The sequence below is a fragment of the Wohlfahrtiimonas larvae genome (assembly GCF_002006755.1).
GTDB classification, from domain to species: Bacteria; Pseudomonadota; Gammaproteobacteria; order Cardiobacteriales; family Wohlfahrtiimonadaceae; genus Wohlfahrtiimonas; species Wohlfahrtiimonas larvae.
This window is the reverse complement of the sequence record NZ_MVDO01000181.1, coordinates 1-14,990: the sequence shown is the minus strand read 5'-3', so window position 1 is coordinate 14,990 and position 14,990 is coordinate 1. Positions and strand designations below refer to the sequence as shown.

Below are 14,990 nucleotides of genomic sequence, written 5' to 3'. Positions count from 1 at the left end.
TGCTTCAGTTTTTAAGATGATTTCAATGATATTTTTACGAATTTCTGGTGTTTTTAGGGATAATAAATCTATCAATAATGTATATTCATCATTGGATAATGATAAATCCTTAATGTGCTCCAAAGCGTTGATGCGCACTTGCATACTGCGATCTTTCAATGATGAAAATAAGAATGCACGTTGCTTTGTATCTGCAAAATCATTTAATAAGAAACGCACTAAAGCGCCGCGATCATCGCCAGAACCTAATTTTGCATGTTCCATCAAAGATTGAATTTTTTTTGCATCACCATCATAAGCTGCAATGATGAGCATTTTTTTATAAACATCTTCAGATTTAATGCTGTATCCACACCAATCAAAAGGCGCTTGTGCTAACTGATAACCATCCTTTGGCAAGGCTAATAATGTTGACTCTAAATGGGAGAAATCACGGTCACGCGTTATTGGATTTTTGAGATAATTCAACGAGCGAACTTGTTCAAAGAATCGTTCTTTATCGTAGTAACCATAATAATGACCAGGCTGATAAATACCATGAATGATGGGCAACAGCTTTGGATCTTCGCTATTCAATAATGTTGCAGCGGTGGTTAATTTTAAGGTTTCATTATCCAATTGGCTCAAGAAATAGAGTGCCACTTGCTTTTGGTAAGTTTCACCATTGGCGCATAGTTGCTGAACGAGCGGTAAAACATCTGTCATTTCATGGGTTGCTGTTGCCCATAATGAAACAAATAATTCTAAAACATCATCGCTTTTGAGTGCTGCATCACGAGCGGTTTTATCATTCAAATATTCATGGGCTAATTTACCAAGTTTCTCAATGATACGTTTATTATCCGCAGCAACTTCTAATCCCATCCAAACAGCGACAGCGCGCACAGCAGAAGAGAAACGCAATAAATTATGTTCCAATACGGTGTTCAGCATGCGTTTAAAGAATGTTAAATTGCCTGTATCGCTGTTTTCTAAAATGGATTGGCGCAAGCCTTCTTGCAATTTTGCGGCTAATAATAGATCGATGAGCAGTTGATGCAATGATTCATCATGGCAACGAGAAATAGCAATGATTGCAGGATATTTTAAAATTTGTGTATTGTTATCGCTCAAGCAGAGGTCACGCAAAAATTGAATGATGCCTTCATTTTTTTGATCAATTGCATAAGCAATTAAGCTCGCGTAAAGATAAGAATCAATATGCTCTTTAGGGCGAAGATTATAATCAGGTTGGAACTCTTTTTGCATGTGATCGAGTAGATCAAAATTCTGCCAATCAAAGACAAGCATTTCCGCAACATCTAAGAAATTATCGATATGTGTTTCGATATTATGCGTGCGGAATGAACGGCGATAATAAGAGCGTGATGGCGTATATAAAACTGATCGTTCAACGATCTTCGCCATCATATTAGCAATTGTTTCACCATGAATGACTGAAAATATTGGTTGCACTGTATCTTGATACATTGCTGATAGATCAGCATAGTTTTGTGCCAATAACCATGCTTTTGTTGCATTATGATTTTCTAAATTGCCATCATATTTTTTATTATTTTCATTTTTTTGAATCAAATAATCCGCCAATCTTTTGGGATTGCCAGTGAATTGAGCTAATTGTTCGTAGATATTGTCTTGTGTCATAGAATTACTCTCTGATGGGAATTTAGAATCGTCTGCCTGCGAGGAATGTTAACCGAATGAATGTCACAGTTGCGTCATTGGGCAATGAAAAAGGTTGATCAAGCGTTGCTTCATCATCATTGATGAATATGCGATATAAACCATCTTCCAAAGCTTGTAATGCATTATCAATGGCGGGTTGTAGAGCTTGCTCAGCATCGTTTTTACGATCATTGAAGCCAATCTTGCCAACATATTCACCATCTAAATAGGCTTCAGTTGTGAGATAGGGCATTAATGGCGCATCGATCGCTTTTTGATTATATGTGGCAACTTCATTCGTCACGATCATGGCAATAAAGTCTTGCAATGATTTAGGCGTTTCAGGCAGATGATAAGCATGCTTTTCGAGAATTGCTTTGCGCTTACCTGCGGCTTTGATTTGTAAATTGATTTTCATTAAATGTTTTCAAATTAAAGGTATTCTGCGAAGAATAGCACAGAATATTACACAGTTGTGTCTTGCTGAATATATCCAAAAAACTTTGAGTTCTGCTTTCTCGCCCTAGGCGAGAAAGCTTCTAGATAAATGTTTCATAAATCTTGAAAGCTTGTGAATATATAACGAAGTGATGCATTAAAAATAACTATATTGAGATATGATTGATCATCATGAATGCAGAGCCGTATAATGAGAAACAATTTTGAGGAGGCTGTATGTTAAAAAAAGTGAGTTTATTGAGTGCATTAGCAACTGTAATGTTCGTGCCAACATTTGCCAATGAAGCATTTTTGGTGAATTATTTTAATGATCTTGCAACAATTCAAGCTGATTTTGAACAAACTGTTATTCAACAAAAGAATAAAGAGATCTCTTCTGGTGAATTAAAAATTCGTAAGAAAACTGCTAAAAATTCAATAGCTGGTTTCTACTTTGATTACACAATGCCATTTGAACAAAAGCTCATCAGCGATGGTAAAAAATTGTGGCATTACGATGTGGATTTAGAACAAGTGGTGATTAAAAACCTTGCAAATTTTGAGCAGGATTCACCCATGTTTATGATCTTTAATAACCAATCATTAAATACTCAGTTTGAGATTAAAACTTTAAAAAATGAATCCAAATATCGCTTAACGCCAAAGAAAAAAGGGGATATTTCATCCATTGAGATCGAGTTTAACAAAGGTAATATCTCAAAAGTTTCGGCAAAGCAAACGAATGGCTCTTTAGATTTAAAATTGTCTAATGTGAAAATGAACGCAAATATTAATAACAGCGTATTCACTTTAAAAGTACCGAAAGGCGTAGATGTCATTGATGAAACAAAATAGTTTATTTGGTGGCAACGACCAAGATTTTGCACCATTAGCGGATCGCATTCGCCCGAGTAAAATCAGCGATGTGGTTGGGCAATCTCATTTATTGGGTGAAAATAAGCCGTTAACAATGGCATTTTCAGCACAAAAGCCACATTCTATGATTTTTTGGGGCCCGCCAGGCGTTGGCAAAACGACATTGGCGCGTTTATTGGCAGAGGTTTATGATTGCGCTTACATTGCATTATCTGCGGTGTTTTCGGGTGTGAAAGAGATTCGTGAAGCCATCGAAGAAGCTAAAAACTATCAATTGCAGGGCAGGCAAACGATTCTATTCATTGATGAAATTCATCGTTTTAACAAAAGCCAGCAAGATGCTTTGTTGCCTTATATTGAATCAGGTTTAGTGGTTTTTGTGGGCGCAACGACAGAAAATCCATCTTTTGAGATTAATCGTGCGCTGTTATCTCGTGCGACGGTTTATCAATTAAAGCCCATTGATTCAGCAGATTTAGCCGTATTAGTGCAAAAAGTGATGGTAGAGCATTATGCGGATGTTGCGATTGAAAGCGATGCTGTGAATCATTTGGTGGAATATGCGGATGGCGATGCGCGCCGTTTGTTGAATCGTTTAGAGCAAGTGCTGAATATCGCAGTTGCACAGAATATTACGAATGTAACGACTGAGTTTTTAACGGAAGTATTAACAGAGCAACCAAAAGCGATGGATAAAGGTGGTGATCAATTTTATGATTTGATCTCTGCATTACATAAATCCGTGCGTGGTTCTGATCCTGATGCGGCTTTATATTGGTTTTTTAGAATGCTCGAAGGCGGTGTTGATCCTCGTTATTTAGCGCGTAGAATTGTGCGCATTGCGTGGGAAGATATTGCGTTGGCTGATCCGCGCGCGATGCAAATTGCTAATGATGCAGCCACAACGTATGAGCGTTTAGGTTCGCCAGAAGGTGAATTGGCGCTTGGTACAGCATTGGTTTATTTGGCGTGTGCAGCAAAATCTAATGCAGCTTATAACGCATTTAATATGGCACGTTCCTATGTGAAGCAAAATCGCTCGTATGAAGTGCCATTACATTTACGTAATGCACCCACAAAATTAATGGCAGATATGGATTATGGCAAAGAATATCGCTATGCCCATAATGAACCTTATGCTTATGCAGCAGGCGAAAAATATTTCCCTGACGAAGTGCAAGAACAAACTTGGTATGAACCTACGGATCGTGGCTTAGAGCGGAAAATCCAAGAGAAATTAGCATTTTTGGCAGAGTTGGATAAAGGTGCGAGAAAATAATTTAGATTTTGTGATACAGGATGAGAAAAGATTTGATATTAATCGGTTGATTCCGAAGAATCTTTTTTTTACAAAAAATAAATTATCCCGTGGCCGTTGTGGATTATTGTTGTTTTATAATGGTTTTGTTATAAGCATGATGCTTATGATGGCGGTCATTATTTTTAATTTTTATCTGATTAAATATACTCATTTATACATTACTTCCGATGCAAGCCAGACTTGGGAGGTGACAGTCTATATTTTAATGATTGTTATATCAGTAATAATAATGATATTGCTAGCAGTAGGGATCGCTTCGTTGGTGGATGATCGGCTGATGGACTTAAATATTACAAAAAATTGGCGATTATTAGGCTTATTGCCGCCAATTATGATTGTTTTGTTAATTTTGGCATTGTGCATTCCAAGTAAAAATTGTGATAACTCTTATGGTAAACCTGCACCGCAAGGATATCCCCTTGGATTGATTATTACTTTGATTTTTGTTGGTACTACAGTATATCGATTTTGGATGATTTAAATAGATCATAGGGATTATATCCATGAAAAAATTGTACTTGATTGGTTTGATTAGTTGTTTATTAACATCATTAAGCTTTGCGGATAGTAAAGATCAATTCATGTTGGGCGATTATCGCATCATAGATGTGATGCAAAGTGATTTAAACAATGATGGTTTGGATGATCTTGTATTGTTAGTGAAAGATACGAAGCCAGATGGATTTCAGCCTGATCAATGGGGCAATGAAATTGTAGATAAAAATCGCAGAGGTTTAGTAGTTTTCTTAAAAACAGAGGGTGGCTATCAAAAGGTTTTAGAGCATAAAACTATTTTTTCATCAGAAAATGAAAATGGTGGTGTGTATTTTCCACCTGATCTTATGGTTAGTTTGAAAAAAGATATATTAAATATTTATTATGCTCATGGACGTTATGGTGCTTGGAGTTACACATTCCGCTATGACCAAAAGGGCGATTTTGATTTGATTGGTTATGATAGCCAAACGAATCGTGGTCCAATTACTCTATCTACGACAAGTATTAATTTTTTAACGGACAAAAAGAAAATATTAACAAATCCTGATGAAGGAAATGAGGATTGGGATATCAAAGATTTTAAGGAAACTTGGGAGAGATTGCCAAAAGCAAAAATTATCAAATTGAGTGAAATTAAAGATATAGATGAGCTAGATATTCATTAATAATATTTTAGGGAAAAATACTTTAGTTAGTTTAAAAAATAATTTATTTTGTCAGAGCATTGCAGAGCCTGTTTAAATTGACTATAACAATACTATTTGCACGCATAAATAGTATCAATAGGGAAAGGAAATGGAAGATTTAAACGCGCTTTTCGCCAGCAGAGTTGTTGGTGCACAGAGTTCAATTGTTCGTGAATTATTAGCATTCAGTAAAATGCCTCACATTATCTCATTGGCAGGTGGTATTCCTGCTGCGGATATGTTTGATCTTGAAGGCATTGAGGCTGCAACACTTGAAGCGATGAAAATGGGTGTTTCGGCGTATCAATACAGCGTCACAGATGGTGAGCCTGAACTGCGTGAACGTGTCACACATTTGATTGCAGAGCGCGGTATTGAATCAGATAAAGACCAAGTGGTGATCACAAGTGGCTCACAACAAGGTTTAGATTTGGTTGCTCGTACTTTCATTGATGCTGGCGATGTTGTATTGGTTGAACAGCCAACATACTTGGCGGCGATTCAAGTATTTCGTATGGCAGGTGCTGAAATTGCTTCTATTAAAGGCTCAACTGACGGTTTAGATTTAGATGACTTAGAAGCACAAGTAAAAGCACTGAAAGCACAAAATAAACGCATTAAAGCCTTGTACATTGTGCCAACATTTGCGAACCCAACAGGTTCAACAATGAGTGAAGCAAATCGTGTGCGTTTGTTATCACTTGCTGTTGAATACAATTTTGTAATTTTAGAAGATGATCCTTACGGTGAAATACGTTTTGAGGGTGATCGAGTACCATCTATTTATGGTTTAGCAAAGCGCACTGCAACAGGTGAAGATCATGCGGTTTATCTATCTTCATTCTCGAAAATCTTAGTACCTGGTTTGCGTTTAGGTTTCATCGTTGCCAATAAAGCGATCCGTGAAAAAATTGTATTAGTGAAACAATCTGTAGATTTACATACGCCTGTATTGCCACAATTGATTGTTGAAAAATACTTGGCAAGTGGTCATTTGAAAGATCGTATTCCTGCGATTTCTTATACTTATGGTCAGCGCTGTGCTTCATTGATGAAAGCATTGGATGAATATGTGGGTGAAGACTTGGAATACCAAAAACCAGTGGGCGGCATGTTCTTATGGGCACGCTTGAAAAATGGTATGAGCGCAACAAAATTATTAAATTATGGTAAAGATGCGGGCGTTGTATTTGTACCTGGTGCTGCCTTCTATGCAGAAGGTGCGGATGATTCTACATTGCGTTTATCATTTGCCACAGTGAATCCTGAAGGTACTGTGGAAGCAGCCAAACGATTAGCCGTTGCAATCCAAAAATATAAAGAGAGTAATTAAGTTAATTTATTATATAAGAACCTGCTTTTTAGCAGGTTTTTTTGATTTATGTTATGAATTTTTCTGCATTTGTATAAATTTTATATAAAAATATATAAATCTATTTTCTTTATATTAATATGAAAACATTAATTATTAAATGAGAAGCTTTCTCAATTATTTGAAAGGAAAATGGAAATGAAACATAAAGGCTTTACCTTGATTGAATTGATGATCGTCGTTGCGGTGATTGGCATTCTATCAATGTTTGCATTGCCAGCCTATCAAAATTATACAAAACGAACTTATATTTCAGAAGGTTTAACATTGGCAGGTATCGCTAAATTAGCTATTGTTGAAACATTTTCTGCCACTGGTGAATGGCCATTATCTAATGAAGAAGCAGGTTTACCAGCACCAACTGAACTTACAGGGCAAGCAGTAGATGCAATGGGAATTGTAGATGTGAGAAATTTTGGTGGTGCACAAAGTATTTCATCTATTGTGATTCGTTATAATGAAAAAGTAATCAAGAATTTAATTTTTTCACAAAGCTCGCAAGATTTTAGAAATGCAGTTGTGATTGTGCCAACATTAACAGGAGATGCTGATCGTTTTGCATCATATCGTTGGGAGTGTTTTACTTATGATCAGCATAGCATTCAGCTACAATGGTTACCTAGTGCTTGTCGTAAAGAAATAAAATCTGTTTAGCGTGATATGAGTATTATCATATTGTTCGTTGCAATAATGACTATCCTTGATTATACTTTTGCCTTCACTAGAGGTGCTGCTGTGAGCAGCTGAGATTGAAGTAAACTTCGGGACTCTTATGACCTGATCTAGTTAATACTAGCGGAGGCAAGTGTTCATGTCGCTCATCTCCGCAATGGAGAATTATGTTTCAAATACATGCAGTGACGAATGATCAATCATCAGAATCCATCGAATCTTTAAGCGAGCGCATTATTGCTTTATCATCGTTTGTGGATTTTATACAAATTCGTGAAAAATCTCGTTCACCGCAATCCATTGCAAAACTCATCGAGCTGATTTCACACTATGTGGACACCGCCAAGCTAATCATCAATGACAGGGCGGACATCGCACTTGCGATGGGTTTATCACGTGTTCATTTGACGGAATCAAGCTTGTCTTTATCTCAGTTACAGAATGTATTTCCCACACTGAAATTTGGGCGATCATTTCATGCTGTCGAGCCTATTCTTACGCATTTGCACGATTATGATTATGGCTACATTGGCCATATTTTCCCAACCGTTTTGAAAACATATCCACCGTTTGGTTTGGCGCAATTGCAATCATTGGCAAAAGCGCGAACACAAGGGCGATTGATCGCCATTGGTGGCATTGATGAAACAAATATCACAGAAGTTGCACCATTAGTTGATGGTGTTGCTGTGATGTCAGGTTTTTTTGCGAAATCCATTGAAGATAGCATTACACATGCTCGTAATCTTCGTTCACTGGCAATAAATGCCATTACTGAAAGGAAATGATATGGAAATTACCGTGAATGGTGAAGTGATGACATTGTCGGATGATGTAAAAACAGTCGCGGACTTAATTGCATCGTTGGATATTGCACATCGCAAATATTTTATCGTGGAAAAAAATCGTGAAGTGGTGATGAAGGAAGATTACGAGAAAGAATCTGTGAATCACCATGATTATTTTGAGATCGTACATTTTGTGGGAGGTGGTTAAATGACATTAAAAATTGGTAATTTTGAATTCAATTCGCGCTTATTCTTGGGCACAGGTAAATATCGTTCATTTGAAGAGCAAAAAGGCGCTGTAGAAGCGAGTGATTCACAAGTATTAACATTTGCAGTACGCCGCATGAACATCTTTGATGATAAACAACCTGATCTATTGGAGCAGTTGGATCTATCTAAATATAAGTTATTGCCAAATACAGCAGGCGCAAGCACAGCAGAAGAAGCAGTGCGCACAGCAAGATTGGCGAAAGCTTCAGGTTTATGTGACATGATCAAAGTTGAGATCATTGGTTGCCCAAAAACATTATTGCCTGATCCTGTGGAAACATTGAAAGCAACAGAAATGCTGTTAGAAGAAGGTATGACGGTATTAGTTTATACATCGGATGATGTTGTGCTTGCGCGTAAATTACAAGAATTAGGTTGTCATGCAATCATGCCGGGTGCATCCCCAATTGGTTCAGGGTTGGGCATTGTGAATCCTTATAATTTGCATTACATCATTGATGACGCAAAAGTACCTGTAATTGTGGATGCAGGCTTAGGCACGCCGAGCGATGTTGCGATTGCGATGGAAATGGGTGCTGATGGTGTATTGTTAAATAGCGCTGTTGCCTATGCTGAAGATCCTATCAAAATGAGCCGTGCTATGAGTTTGGCTTGTCAGGCAGGACGCTTAGCATTTGAAGCAAAACGTATGCCAAAGAAATTAACGGCAACCGCAAGTAGCCCATTAACAGGATTGATTGGTTAATATGGCAAATATCTCGATTGATCCAAGATATCATCGCTTAGCGCGATTCCATCGTATTCAAAATGCGGGTGTTAAAAAACTCAATGATGCAACTGTGGTGATTTTAGGCTGTGGTGCTTTAGGCGCACAACATGCGGAAACATTGGCGCGTTCTGGCATTGGACATTTGATATTGATCGATCGAGATTTTGTGGAGCTTACAAACTTACAACGCCAAACTTTGTTCACAGAAGAAGATGCTGAGCTAGCTTTGCCAAAAGTGATCGCCTTAAAAAATCATTTAGTAGAAATTAATTCATCGATAAAAGTGACAGCACATATTGCCGATGTTTCAGGTGATAATATTGTGAATTTAATCAAAGGCGCTGATCTATTATTGGATGGCACAGATAATCTAGCACTGCGTATATTGATCAATGATGCGTGTTATCAATTAAACATGCCGTGGATTTTTGGTTCTGCTTTAGAAAGCTACGGCATGAGCCATAATTTTAATTTTCCACATTTATCTGAATTACCATGTTTGCGTTGTATTTTAGGGGCGATTCCCTTAGAAAGTGGTGATACTTGCAGTTCAGTTGGCGTGATTCAGCCGATTTTGCAACTGATATCGAGCGTACAAACCGCAGAAGCGATGAAGTTTTTTGTGGATGCTGAAAGTTCGAGAGATACATTGTTTACCATGGATTTATGGGCTTCTCGATCACAAAATGTGAATTTATCTAAACTTAAAAACCCCAATTGCCCAACGTGTGGCGATCATCCCACTTATCCATCATTACAAGAGAAAAAGCGAGAAGCACAGCGCTTATGTGGCGATGGCTCTGTGATGATTCGTGAAGCTAAACCTTTAGATTTAAATAAGTTACAACAAAGGTTAGAACAAAAAAATATGAAACATCAATTCAATGAATATTTTTTGAATATTCACTTAGATCATCATCGGGTAATTTTATTTAAAGATGGTCGGGGGATTGTGTATGGTGTTAATGATACCTATGTAGCAATGGAGGTTTATCAAGAATTATTAACAATATTATCAGTGAGATAGGGCCGATTATATTGTTGATTTAGGGCAGTCGTTGTAAATGTGTCAAGTTGGTTTAATATAAAATAAATATATCTTACATTATTTAAAACTTTCTTAATATATGATTGATGTTATTAATCGGTCTATGGATGGAGGATAAATTATGGCAATAAAATTAGTTCCTGTGAAACCGATACCTGCATTGGTATCAATCGGTTTAGTTCTATTGATTTGGTTTATCATTCCAACACCAGAAGGTGTCAGTGAAAATGCATGGCAATTATTGGCACTATTTGTTGGTACAATTGCGGCTATTATCGGTAAAGCGTTACCGATTGGAGCTGTGTCAGTTGTGGCAATTAGTTTAGTTGCTCTAACAGGTGTTACTCATCCCGGTGATGCTAAAGCTGCTCTAGGTGATGCGCTGAGTGGATTTTCTAATGATCTCATATGGCTGATTGGTATTTCTATTATGTGCTCCATGAGCTTAACAAAAACAGGGTTGGGTGCTCGTATTGGTTATTTTTTGATTGCTTTATTTGGTAAACGTACGATAGGAGTTGCCTATGCGTTAGCTTTTGCCGAAACTGCTTTAGCGCCTATTACTCCAAGTAATACCGCTCGTGGCGGTGGTATTATTCACCCCATTATGCGCTCGATCGCAGATAGTTTTGATTCTAAAGGAGATACTGACTCAAGGACTAAGATTGGTCGTTATTTGGCATTGGTGAACTATAATACAAATCCTATTACATCTGCCATGTTTATCACTGCAACAGCACCTAATCCTTTAATTGTTTCATTAATTTATGCAGGTACAAATTCAGAATTTCATTTAAGCTGGGGAATGTGGGCGGTTGCAGCATTTGTGCCAGCGATCATTTCTCTATTAGTTATGCCTTGGGTTATTTATTTTATTTACCCACCAGAAATTAAGAAAACACCGAATGCACCAACATTTGCGAAAGAGCGTTTAAAAGAATTAGGGCCTTTAACATTACCTGAAGTTATTACACTGGGTGTATTTTTATTGTTACTTTTGATGTGGGCTGGTGTACCTGCAATGATTTTAGGTGATGCTTTTAGTATTAATCCAACGACAGCTGCTTTTGTTGGATTGTCTATTCTATTACTAACAGGTGTTTTGGAATGGGATGAGGTTTTAAAAAACAAAGGTGCTTGGGATACGATCATGTGGTTTGCTGCACTTGTTATGATGGCTAGTTTTTTAGGAAAGTTAGGATTAGTTTCATGGTTGGCTCAAACAGTAGGCACAGGCATTGGTAGCTTAGGATTAGGCTGGATTCTAGGCATGCTAATTCTCGTTTTAATATATGTTTATACGCACTATTTCTTTGCTAGTACAACTGCACATATTACCGCAATGTTTGCTGCATTCTTCGCAGCAGGTATTGCATTGGGTGCTCCACCAATGTTATTAGGTTTAACATTGGCATTCTCTTCTTCCTTAATGATGTCCTTAACGCATTATGGTACAGGCACTGCACCAATTATTTTTGGTTCGGGTTATACGACATTAGGTGAATGGTGGAAGGTTGGTTTCGTTATGAGTGTTATCAACCTTGCGATTTGGTTCTATATTGGTGGCGCATGGTGGAAAGCGCTAGGTTATTGGTAATTAAAAGCTAGGTTTGAAAAGGAATATTATGAAAATGATATTCCTTTTTTATTGGCTAATTTTCCAACTGTGCCGCTTTAAGTTTGCGCCATAATGTTGTACGGCTCACACCTAAATAGTTAGCAATAGCTTGTTTATCACCTTTAAATTGTTTGAGTAATCCTCGTAAATGTTCCTCTTCTGATTGGGATTTTTTTTCTAGAGAATAGTTTGTTTCATCATTATAAATATAACGTTCATCAGATAAATCTAAAATCAATTCATTTGTGGGTAATTGGCGTGGATTAGCTTTGAGATAAATGGCAATTCGTTCCATAATATTGCGCAGTTCTCGAATATTGCCCGGCCAATTGTAATTCAATAAAGAATCATCACACGCTTGTAATGCTGTCATATATTCTTGGCGAATGGGCATATTTAATGAAGTTAACGCTTGTCGCAATAAACTCTCTGCAAGTAGAATAATGTCGCGTCCACGCTTGCGTAATGGCGGATTAAAGATTCTTAATACACCCAAGCGATAGAAAAGATCGAGCCTGAACTTTCCTTCTTTTACCCATTCATCTAAGTGTGCATGAGTAGCTGCAATGATTTTAACATCTACAGGAATTGGGTTATAACCACCTACACGCACAATGCTTTTCTCTTCTAAAACACGGAGTAAACGATTTTGTAGTGATAATGGCATTTCGCCAATTTCATCTAAAAAGAGTGTGCCATTATTCGCAATTTCAAAAACACCTGCTTTACCGCCACGGCGCGAACCTGTAAATGCACCATCTTCATAGCCAAAAAGTTCAGATTCTAATAATGATTCAGGAATCGCGCTGCAGTTGATGGCGACAAATGGGCGCTGTTTTTTACCTGTTTTATGTTGGAAGTGAGCTGTATATTCATGGTGGATAGCATGGGCAATGAGCTCTTTCCCTGTGCCACTTTCCCCTTGAATCAATGTCGGTGCAGGAGTTTTTGCATAGAGCATAATGGCAGATCTAACGCGTTCAATGCTTGGAGAAAATCCTTTAATATCATTTAAATGATACTTTGCATGGAGTGAAAAGTTATTTTCTTTGGTATGACGATCGCGCAGAGCCATAGATTGTTTTGCTATCTTAATTGCATTTTTAAAGGCATCGCGAATGCTATCAGTTGAGTATAAAAATACAGATGGCATATTGGCTAATCGGCATAGCTCCGTAATCATCCCTGCGCCTACAATCACGCCAATGCCAGCTTGTTTCATTTCATTAATCATAATTTTGGCATCATCTTTGGTGTAATACGTACGTTCAGTGATATCAATATTAAAGGCATCACGAAATTGTGCTAAAGCAGGAAAAGGTTTTCTGTAGCTGATGATCCCGATTTGAGAACTAATCATTTTGGCGCGAGCGAGCGCATGCATTAAATCAAAACCACTCTCTTTTACGGTAATCACAGGGATTGAGAGACGATCTCTTAAATATGCGCCGTTTGAACCGGCAGCAACAATTGCATCGCAATGAAGCTCTTTTGTAGCTGTTCTTATATAGCTAACAGCATCTTCAAAGCTCATTTTGACAGGAATAATTTCTGCTATTTCTGAGAATTCATTACTGATTTCCTGAAAAGTTTCATAGAGATGTGTAATGGATACAGTCCAAATGGTAGGGCGATTTAAGTTTTTAGTCTGACTCATAGTGGAATTGTTTCAAATATAATAAATATGTTTCAATTGTTTCATAAAATATGAAATATTGAAACCTTAATGTTTAATATAATAATTTTTTTATCTATAATTAAAATTATTTTATGATTATATAAAACAGCTAGATAACAATATTATTACAAAAAAACTACATTAAAAGTCAAAGTTGGCACGCTACTTGCTTTAATCACAGCAGGATCATTAAAAACAAACAGATTAAAAAGGAGTGATTTATGGCTGGACAATCTAAGGGTAAGGCATTCAGAGAAGCCTTAACGGTGGAATCACCATTGCAATTGGTGGGTGTCATTAATGCTAATCATGCATTGTTGGCAAAACGTGCAGGCTTCAAAAGTATCTATTTATCTGGTGGCGGTGTTGCCGCAGGTTCATTGGGTGTGCCGGACTTAGGTATTGCGACGCTTCATGATTTTGTGACTGATATTGATCGTATCACAAATGTGTGTGATTTACCTTTGATTGCTGATGCAGATAGTGGTTTGGGCCCAACAGCATTTAACATTGCACGTACAGTCAAAGAATATACAAAAGCAGGGGCAGCAGGTCTTCATATTGAAGATCAGGTGACAGCAAAACGTTGTGGTCATCGCCCGAATAAAGAAATCGTTTCTACCGCTGAAATGGTAGATCGTATTAAGGCAGCAGTGGATGCAAGAACAGATACAAACTTTGTCATCATGGCAAGAACGGATGCGCTCGCTGTGGAAGGGATGGAAAAAACTTTAGAGCGTGCAGCAGCTTATATCGAAGCAGGTGCGGACATGCTTTTCCCGGAAGCCATTACAGAGCTATCAATGTACAAAAAGTTCGTTGATCGAACCAAAGTACCAGTATTAGCAAACTTAACAGAATTTGGTCAAACACCGTTATTCACGTTAGATGAGCTACGCAGTGTTGAAGTTGCGATTGCACTTTATCCATTATCAGCATTCCGTGCGATGAACAAGGCCGCGCAGAATGTGTATGAAACTCTTCGTAGAGAAGGTACACAAAGAAGTGTAGTGGATACAATGCAAACTCGCGAAGAGCTCTATCAAAGCATCAATTATTACCATTATGAAGACTTTTTATATTCGTTATTCTCGTCGCAAAAAAAAATAATAAAGCGATAGAAAACCATCCACAGGAGAATGGAAGTTATGACTCAGAAATTAGAAATTATCTCACCAACGTTTAAACCTAAAAAATCTGTAGCATTATCAGGCATGATCGCAGGATCAACAGGGCTTTGCACAGTAGGCTTGAATGGCAATGAATTGCACTATCGCGGATACGATATCTTAGATTTGGCAGAACATTGTGAATTTGAAGAAGTTGCTCA

The 14,990-nt window shown here is 37.5% G+C and carries 16 protein-coding genes and 1 riboswitch; of the genes, 13 read left to right on the top strand and 3 right to left on the bottom strand.

Features of this window, described 5'->3' with window-relative positions:
* A partial coding sequence (locus BZK14_RS10050) for a DUF5724 domain-containing protein (RefSeq protein WP_143691439.1) occupies nucleotides 1-1,644 on the bottom strand: 1,644 nt, incomplete at its 3' end.
* Between the two features lie 22 nt (nucleotides 1,645-1,666).
* A complete protein-coding gene (locus BZK14_RS10045) occupies nucleotides 1,667-2,083 on the bottom strand; it encodes a hypothetical protein (RefSeq protein WP_077926365.1) in 417 nt (138 codons plus the stop codon).
* A 257-nt stretch (nucleotides 2,084-2,340) separates the two neighbouring features.
* Here BZK14_RS10045 and lolA point away from each other — a divergent pair, with 257 nt between their 5' ends.
* The 11 genes from lolA to BZK14_RS09990 all read left to right on the top strand — a co-directional run bounded on the left by lolA (nucleotide 2,341) and on the right by BZK14_RS09990 (nucleotide 11,961).
* Nucleotides 2,341-2,958, top strand: a complete 618-nt coding sequence (lolA, locus tag BZK14_RS10040; RefSeq protein WP_077926364.1) for an outer membrane lipoprotein periplasmic chaperone LolA — start codon at nucleotides 2,341-2,343, stop codon at nucleotides 2,956-2,958.
* Nucleotides 2,945-4,258, top strand: a complete 1,314-nt coding sequence (locus BZK14_RS10035) for a replication-associated recombination protein A (protein ID WP_077926367.1) — start codon at nucleotides 2,945-2,947, stop codon at nucleotides 4,256-4,258. Before lolA ends, BZK14_RS10035 begins: the two co-directional genes overlap by 14 nt.
* Complete coding sequence (locus BZK14_RS10030; RefSeq protein ID WP_077926363.1) at nucleotides 4,245-4,781, top strand: DUF805 domain-containing protein; 537 nt, start codon at nucleotides 4,245-4,247, stop codon at nucleotides 4,779-4,781. The genes BZK14_RS10035 and BZK14_RS10030 overlap by 14 nt, the downstream gene beginning before the upstream one ends.
* A 22-nt stretch (nucleotides 4,782-4,803) precedes the next feature.
* Nucleotides 4,804-5,463 carry a hypothetical protein gene (locus BZK14_RS10025; RefSeq protein WP_077926362.1) on the top strand — a complete coding sequence of 220 codons (660 nt, stop codon included), beginning with the start codon at nucleotides 4,804-4,806 and terminating at the stop codon, nucleotides 5,461-5,463.
* A gap of 130 nt (nucleotides 5,464-5,593) precedes the next feature.
* Complete coding sequence (locus BZK14_RS10020; RefSeq protein WP_077926361.1) at nucleotides 5,594-6,817, top strand: aminotransferase-like domain-containing protein; 1,224 nt, start codon at nucleotides 5,594-5,596, stop codon at nucleotides 6,815-6,817.
* A gap of 177 nt (nucleotides 6,818-6,994) precedes the next feature.
* Nucleotides 6,995-7,510, top strand: a complete 516-nt coding sequence (locus tag BZK14_RS10015) for a prepilin-type N-terminal cleavage/methylation domain-containing protein (RefSeq protein WP_171973697.1) — start codon at nucleotides 6,995-6,997, stop codon at nucleotides 7,508-7,510.
* Nucleotides 7,511-7,569: 59 nt separating this feature from the next.
* A riboswitch (TPP riboswitch) is annotated at nucleotides 7,570-7,677 on the top strand.
* Between the two features lie 18 nt (nucleotides 7,678-7,695).
* Nucleotides 7,696-8,316, top strand: a complete 621-nt coding sequence (locus tag BZK14_RS10010) for a thiamine phosphate synthase (RefSeq protein WP_077926359.1) — start codon at nucleotides 7,696-7,698, stop codon at nucleotides 8,314-8,316.
* 1 nt (nucleotide 8,317) lies between these two features.
* Entirely contained in the window at nucleotides 8,318-8,524 is a 207-nt protein-coding gene (gene thiS, locus BZK14_RS10005; RefSeq protein ID WP_077926358.1) for a sulfur carrier protein ThiS, read from the top strand.
* Nucleotides 8,525-9,292 carry a thiazole synthase gene (locus BZK14_RS10000; protein ID WP_077926357.1) on the top strand — a complete coding sequence of 256 codons (768 nt, stop codon included), beginning with the start codon at nucleotides 8,525-8,527 and terminating at the stop codon, nucleotides 9,290-9,292.
* Nucleotide 9,293: 1 nt separating this feature from the next.
* Nucleotides 9,294-10,343 carry a ThiF family adenylyltransferase gene (locus tag BZK14_RS09995; protein ID WP_245831297.1) on the top strand — a complete coding sequence of 350 codons (1,050 nt, stop codon included), beginning with the start codon at nucleotides 9,294-9,296 and terminating at the stop codon, nucleotides 10,341-10,343.
* Nucleotides 10,344-10,485: 142 nt separating this feature from the next.
* Nucleotides 10,486-11,961: a DASS family sodium-coupled anion symporter gene (locus BZK14_RS09990; RefSeq protein WP_077926356.1), complete on the top strand. Its 1,476-nt coding sequence runs from the start codon at nucleotides 10,486-10,488 to the stop codon at nucleotides 11,959-11,961.
* A gap of 55 nt (nucleotides 11,962-12,016) precedes the next feature.
* Here BZK14_RS09990 and prpR read toward each other — a convergent pair whose 3' ends face one another.
* A complete protein-coding gene (gene prpR, locus BZK14_RS09985) occupies nucleotides 12,017-13,639 on the bottom strand; it encodes a propionate catabolism operon regulatory protein PrpR (RefSeq protein ID WP_077926355.1) in 1,623 nt (540 codons plus the stop codon).
* Nucleotides 13,640-13,881: 242 nt separating this feature from the next.
* Here prpR and prpB point away from each other — a divergent pair, with 242 nt between their 5' ends.
* Both prpB and BZK14_RS09975 read left to right on the top strand, forming a co-directional pair.
* Nucleotides 13,882-14,781 (top strand): methylisocitrate lyase, encoded by a 900-nt coding sequence (gene prpB, locus BZK14_RS09980; protein WP_077926354.1) that lies wholly within the window; start codon nucleotides 13,882-13,884, stop codon nucleotides 14,779-14,781.
* A gap of 27 nt (nucleotides 14,782-14,808) precedes the next feature.
* A partial coding sequence (locus tag BZK14_RS09975; RefSeq protein ID WP_281249124.1) for a citrate/2-methylcitrate synthase occupies nucleotides 14,809-14,990 on the top strand: 182 nt, incomplete at its 3' end.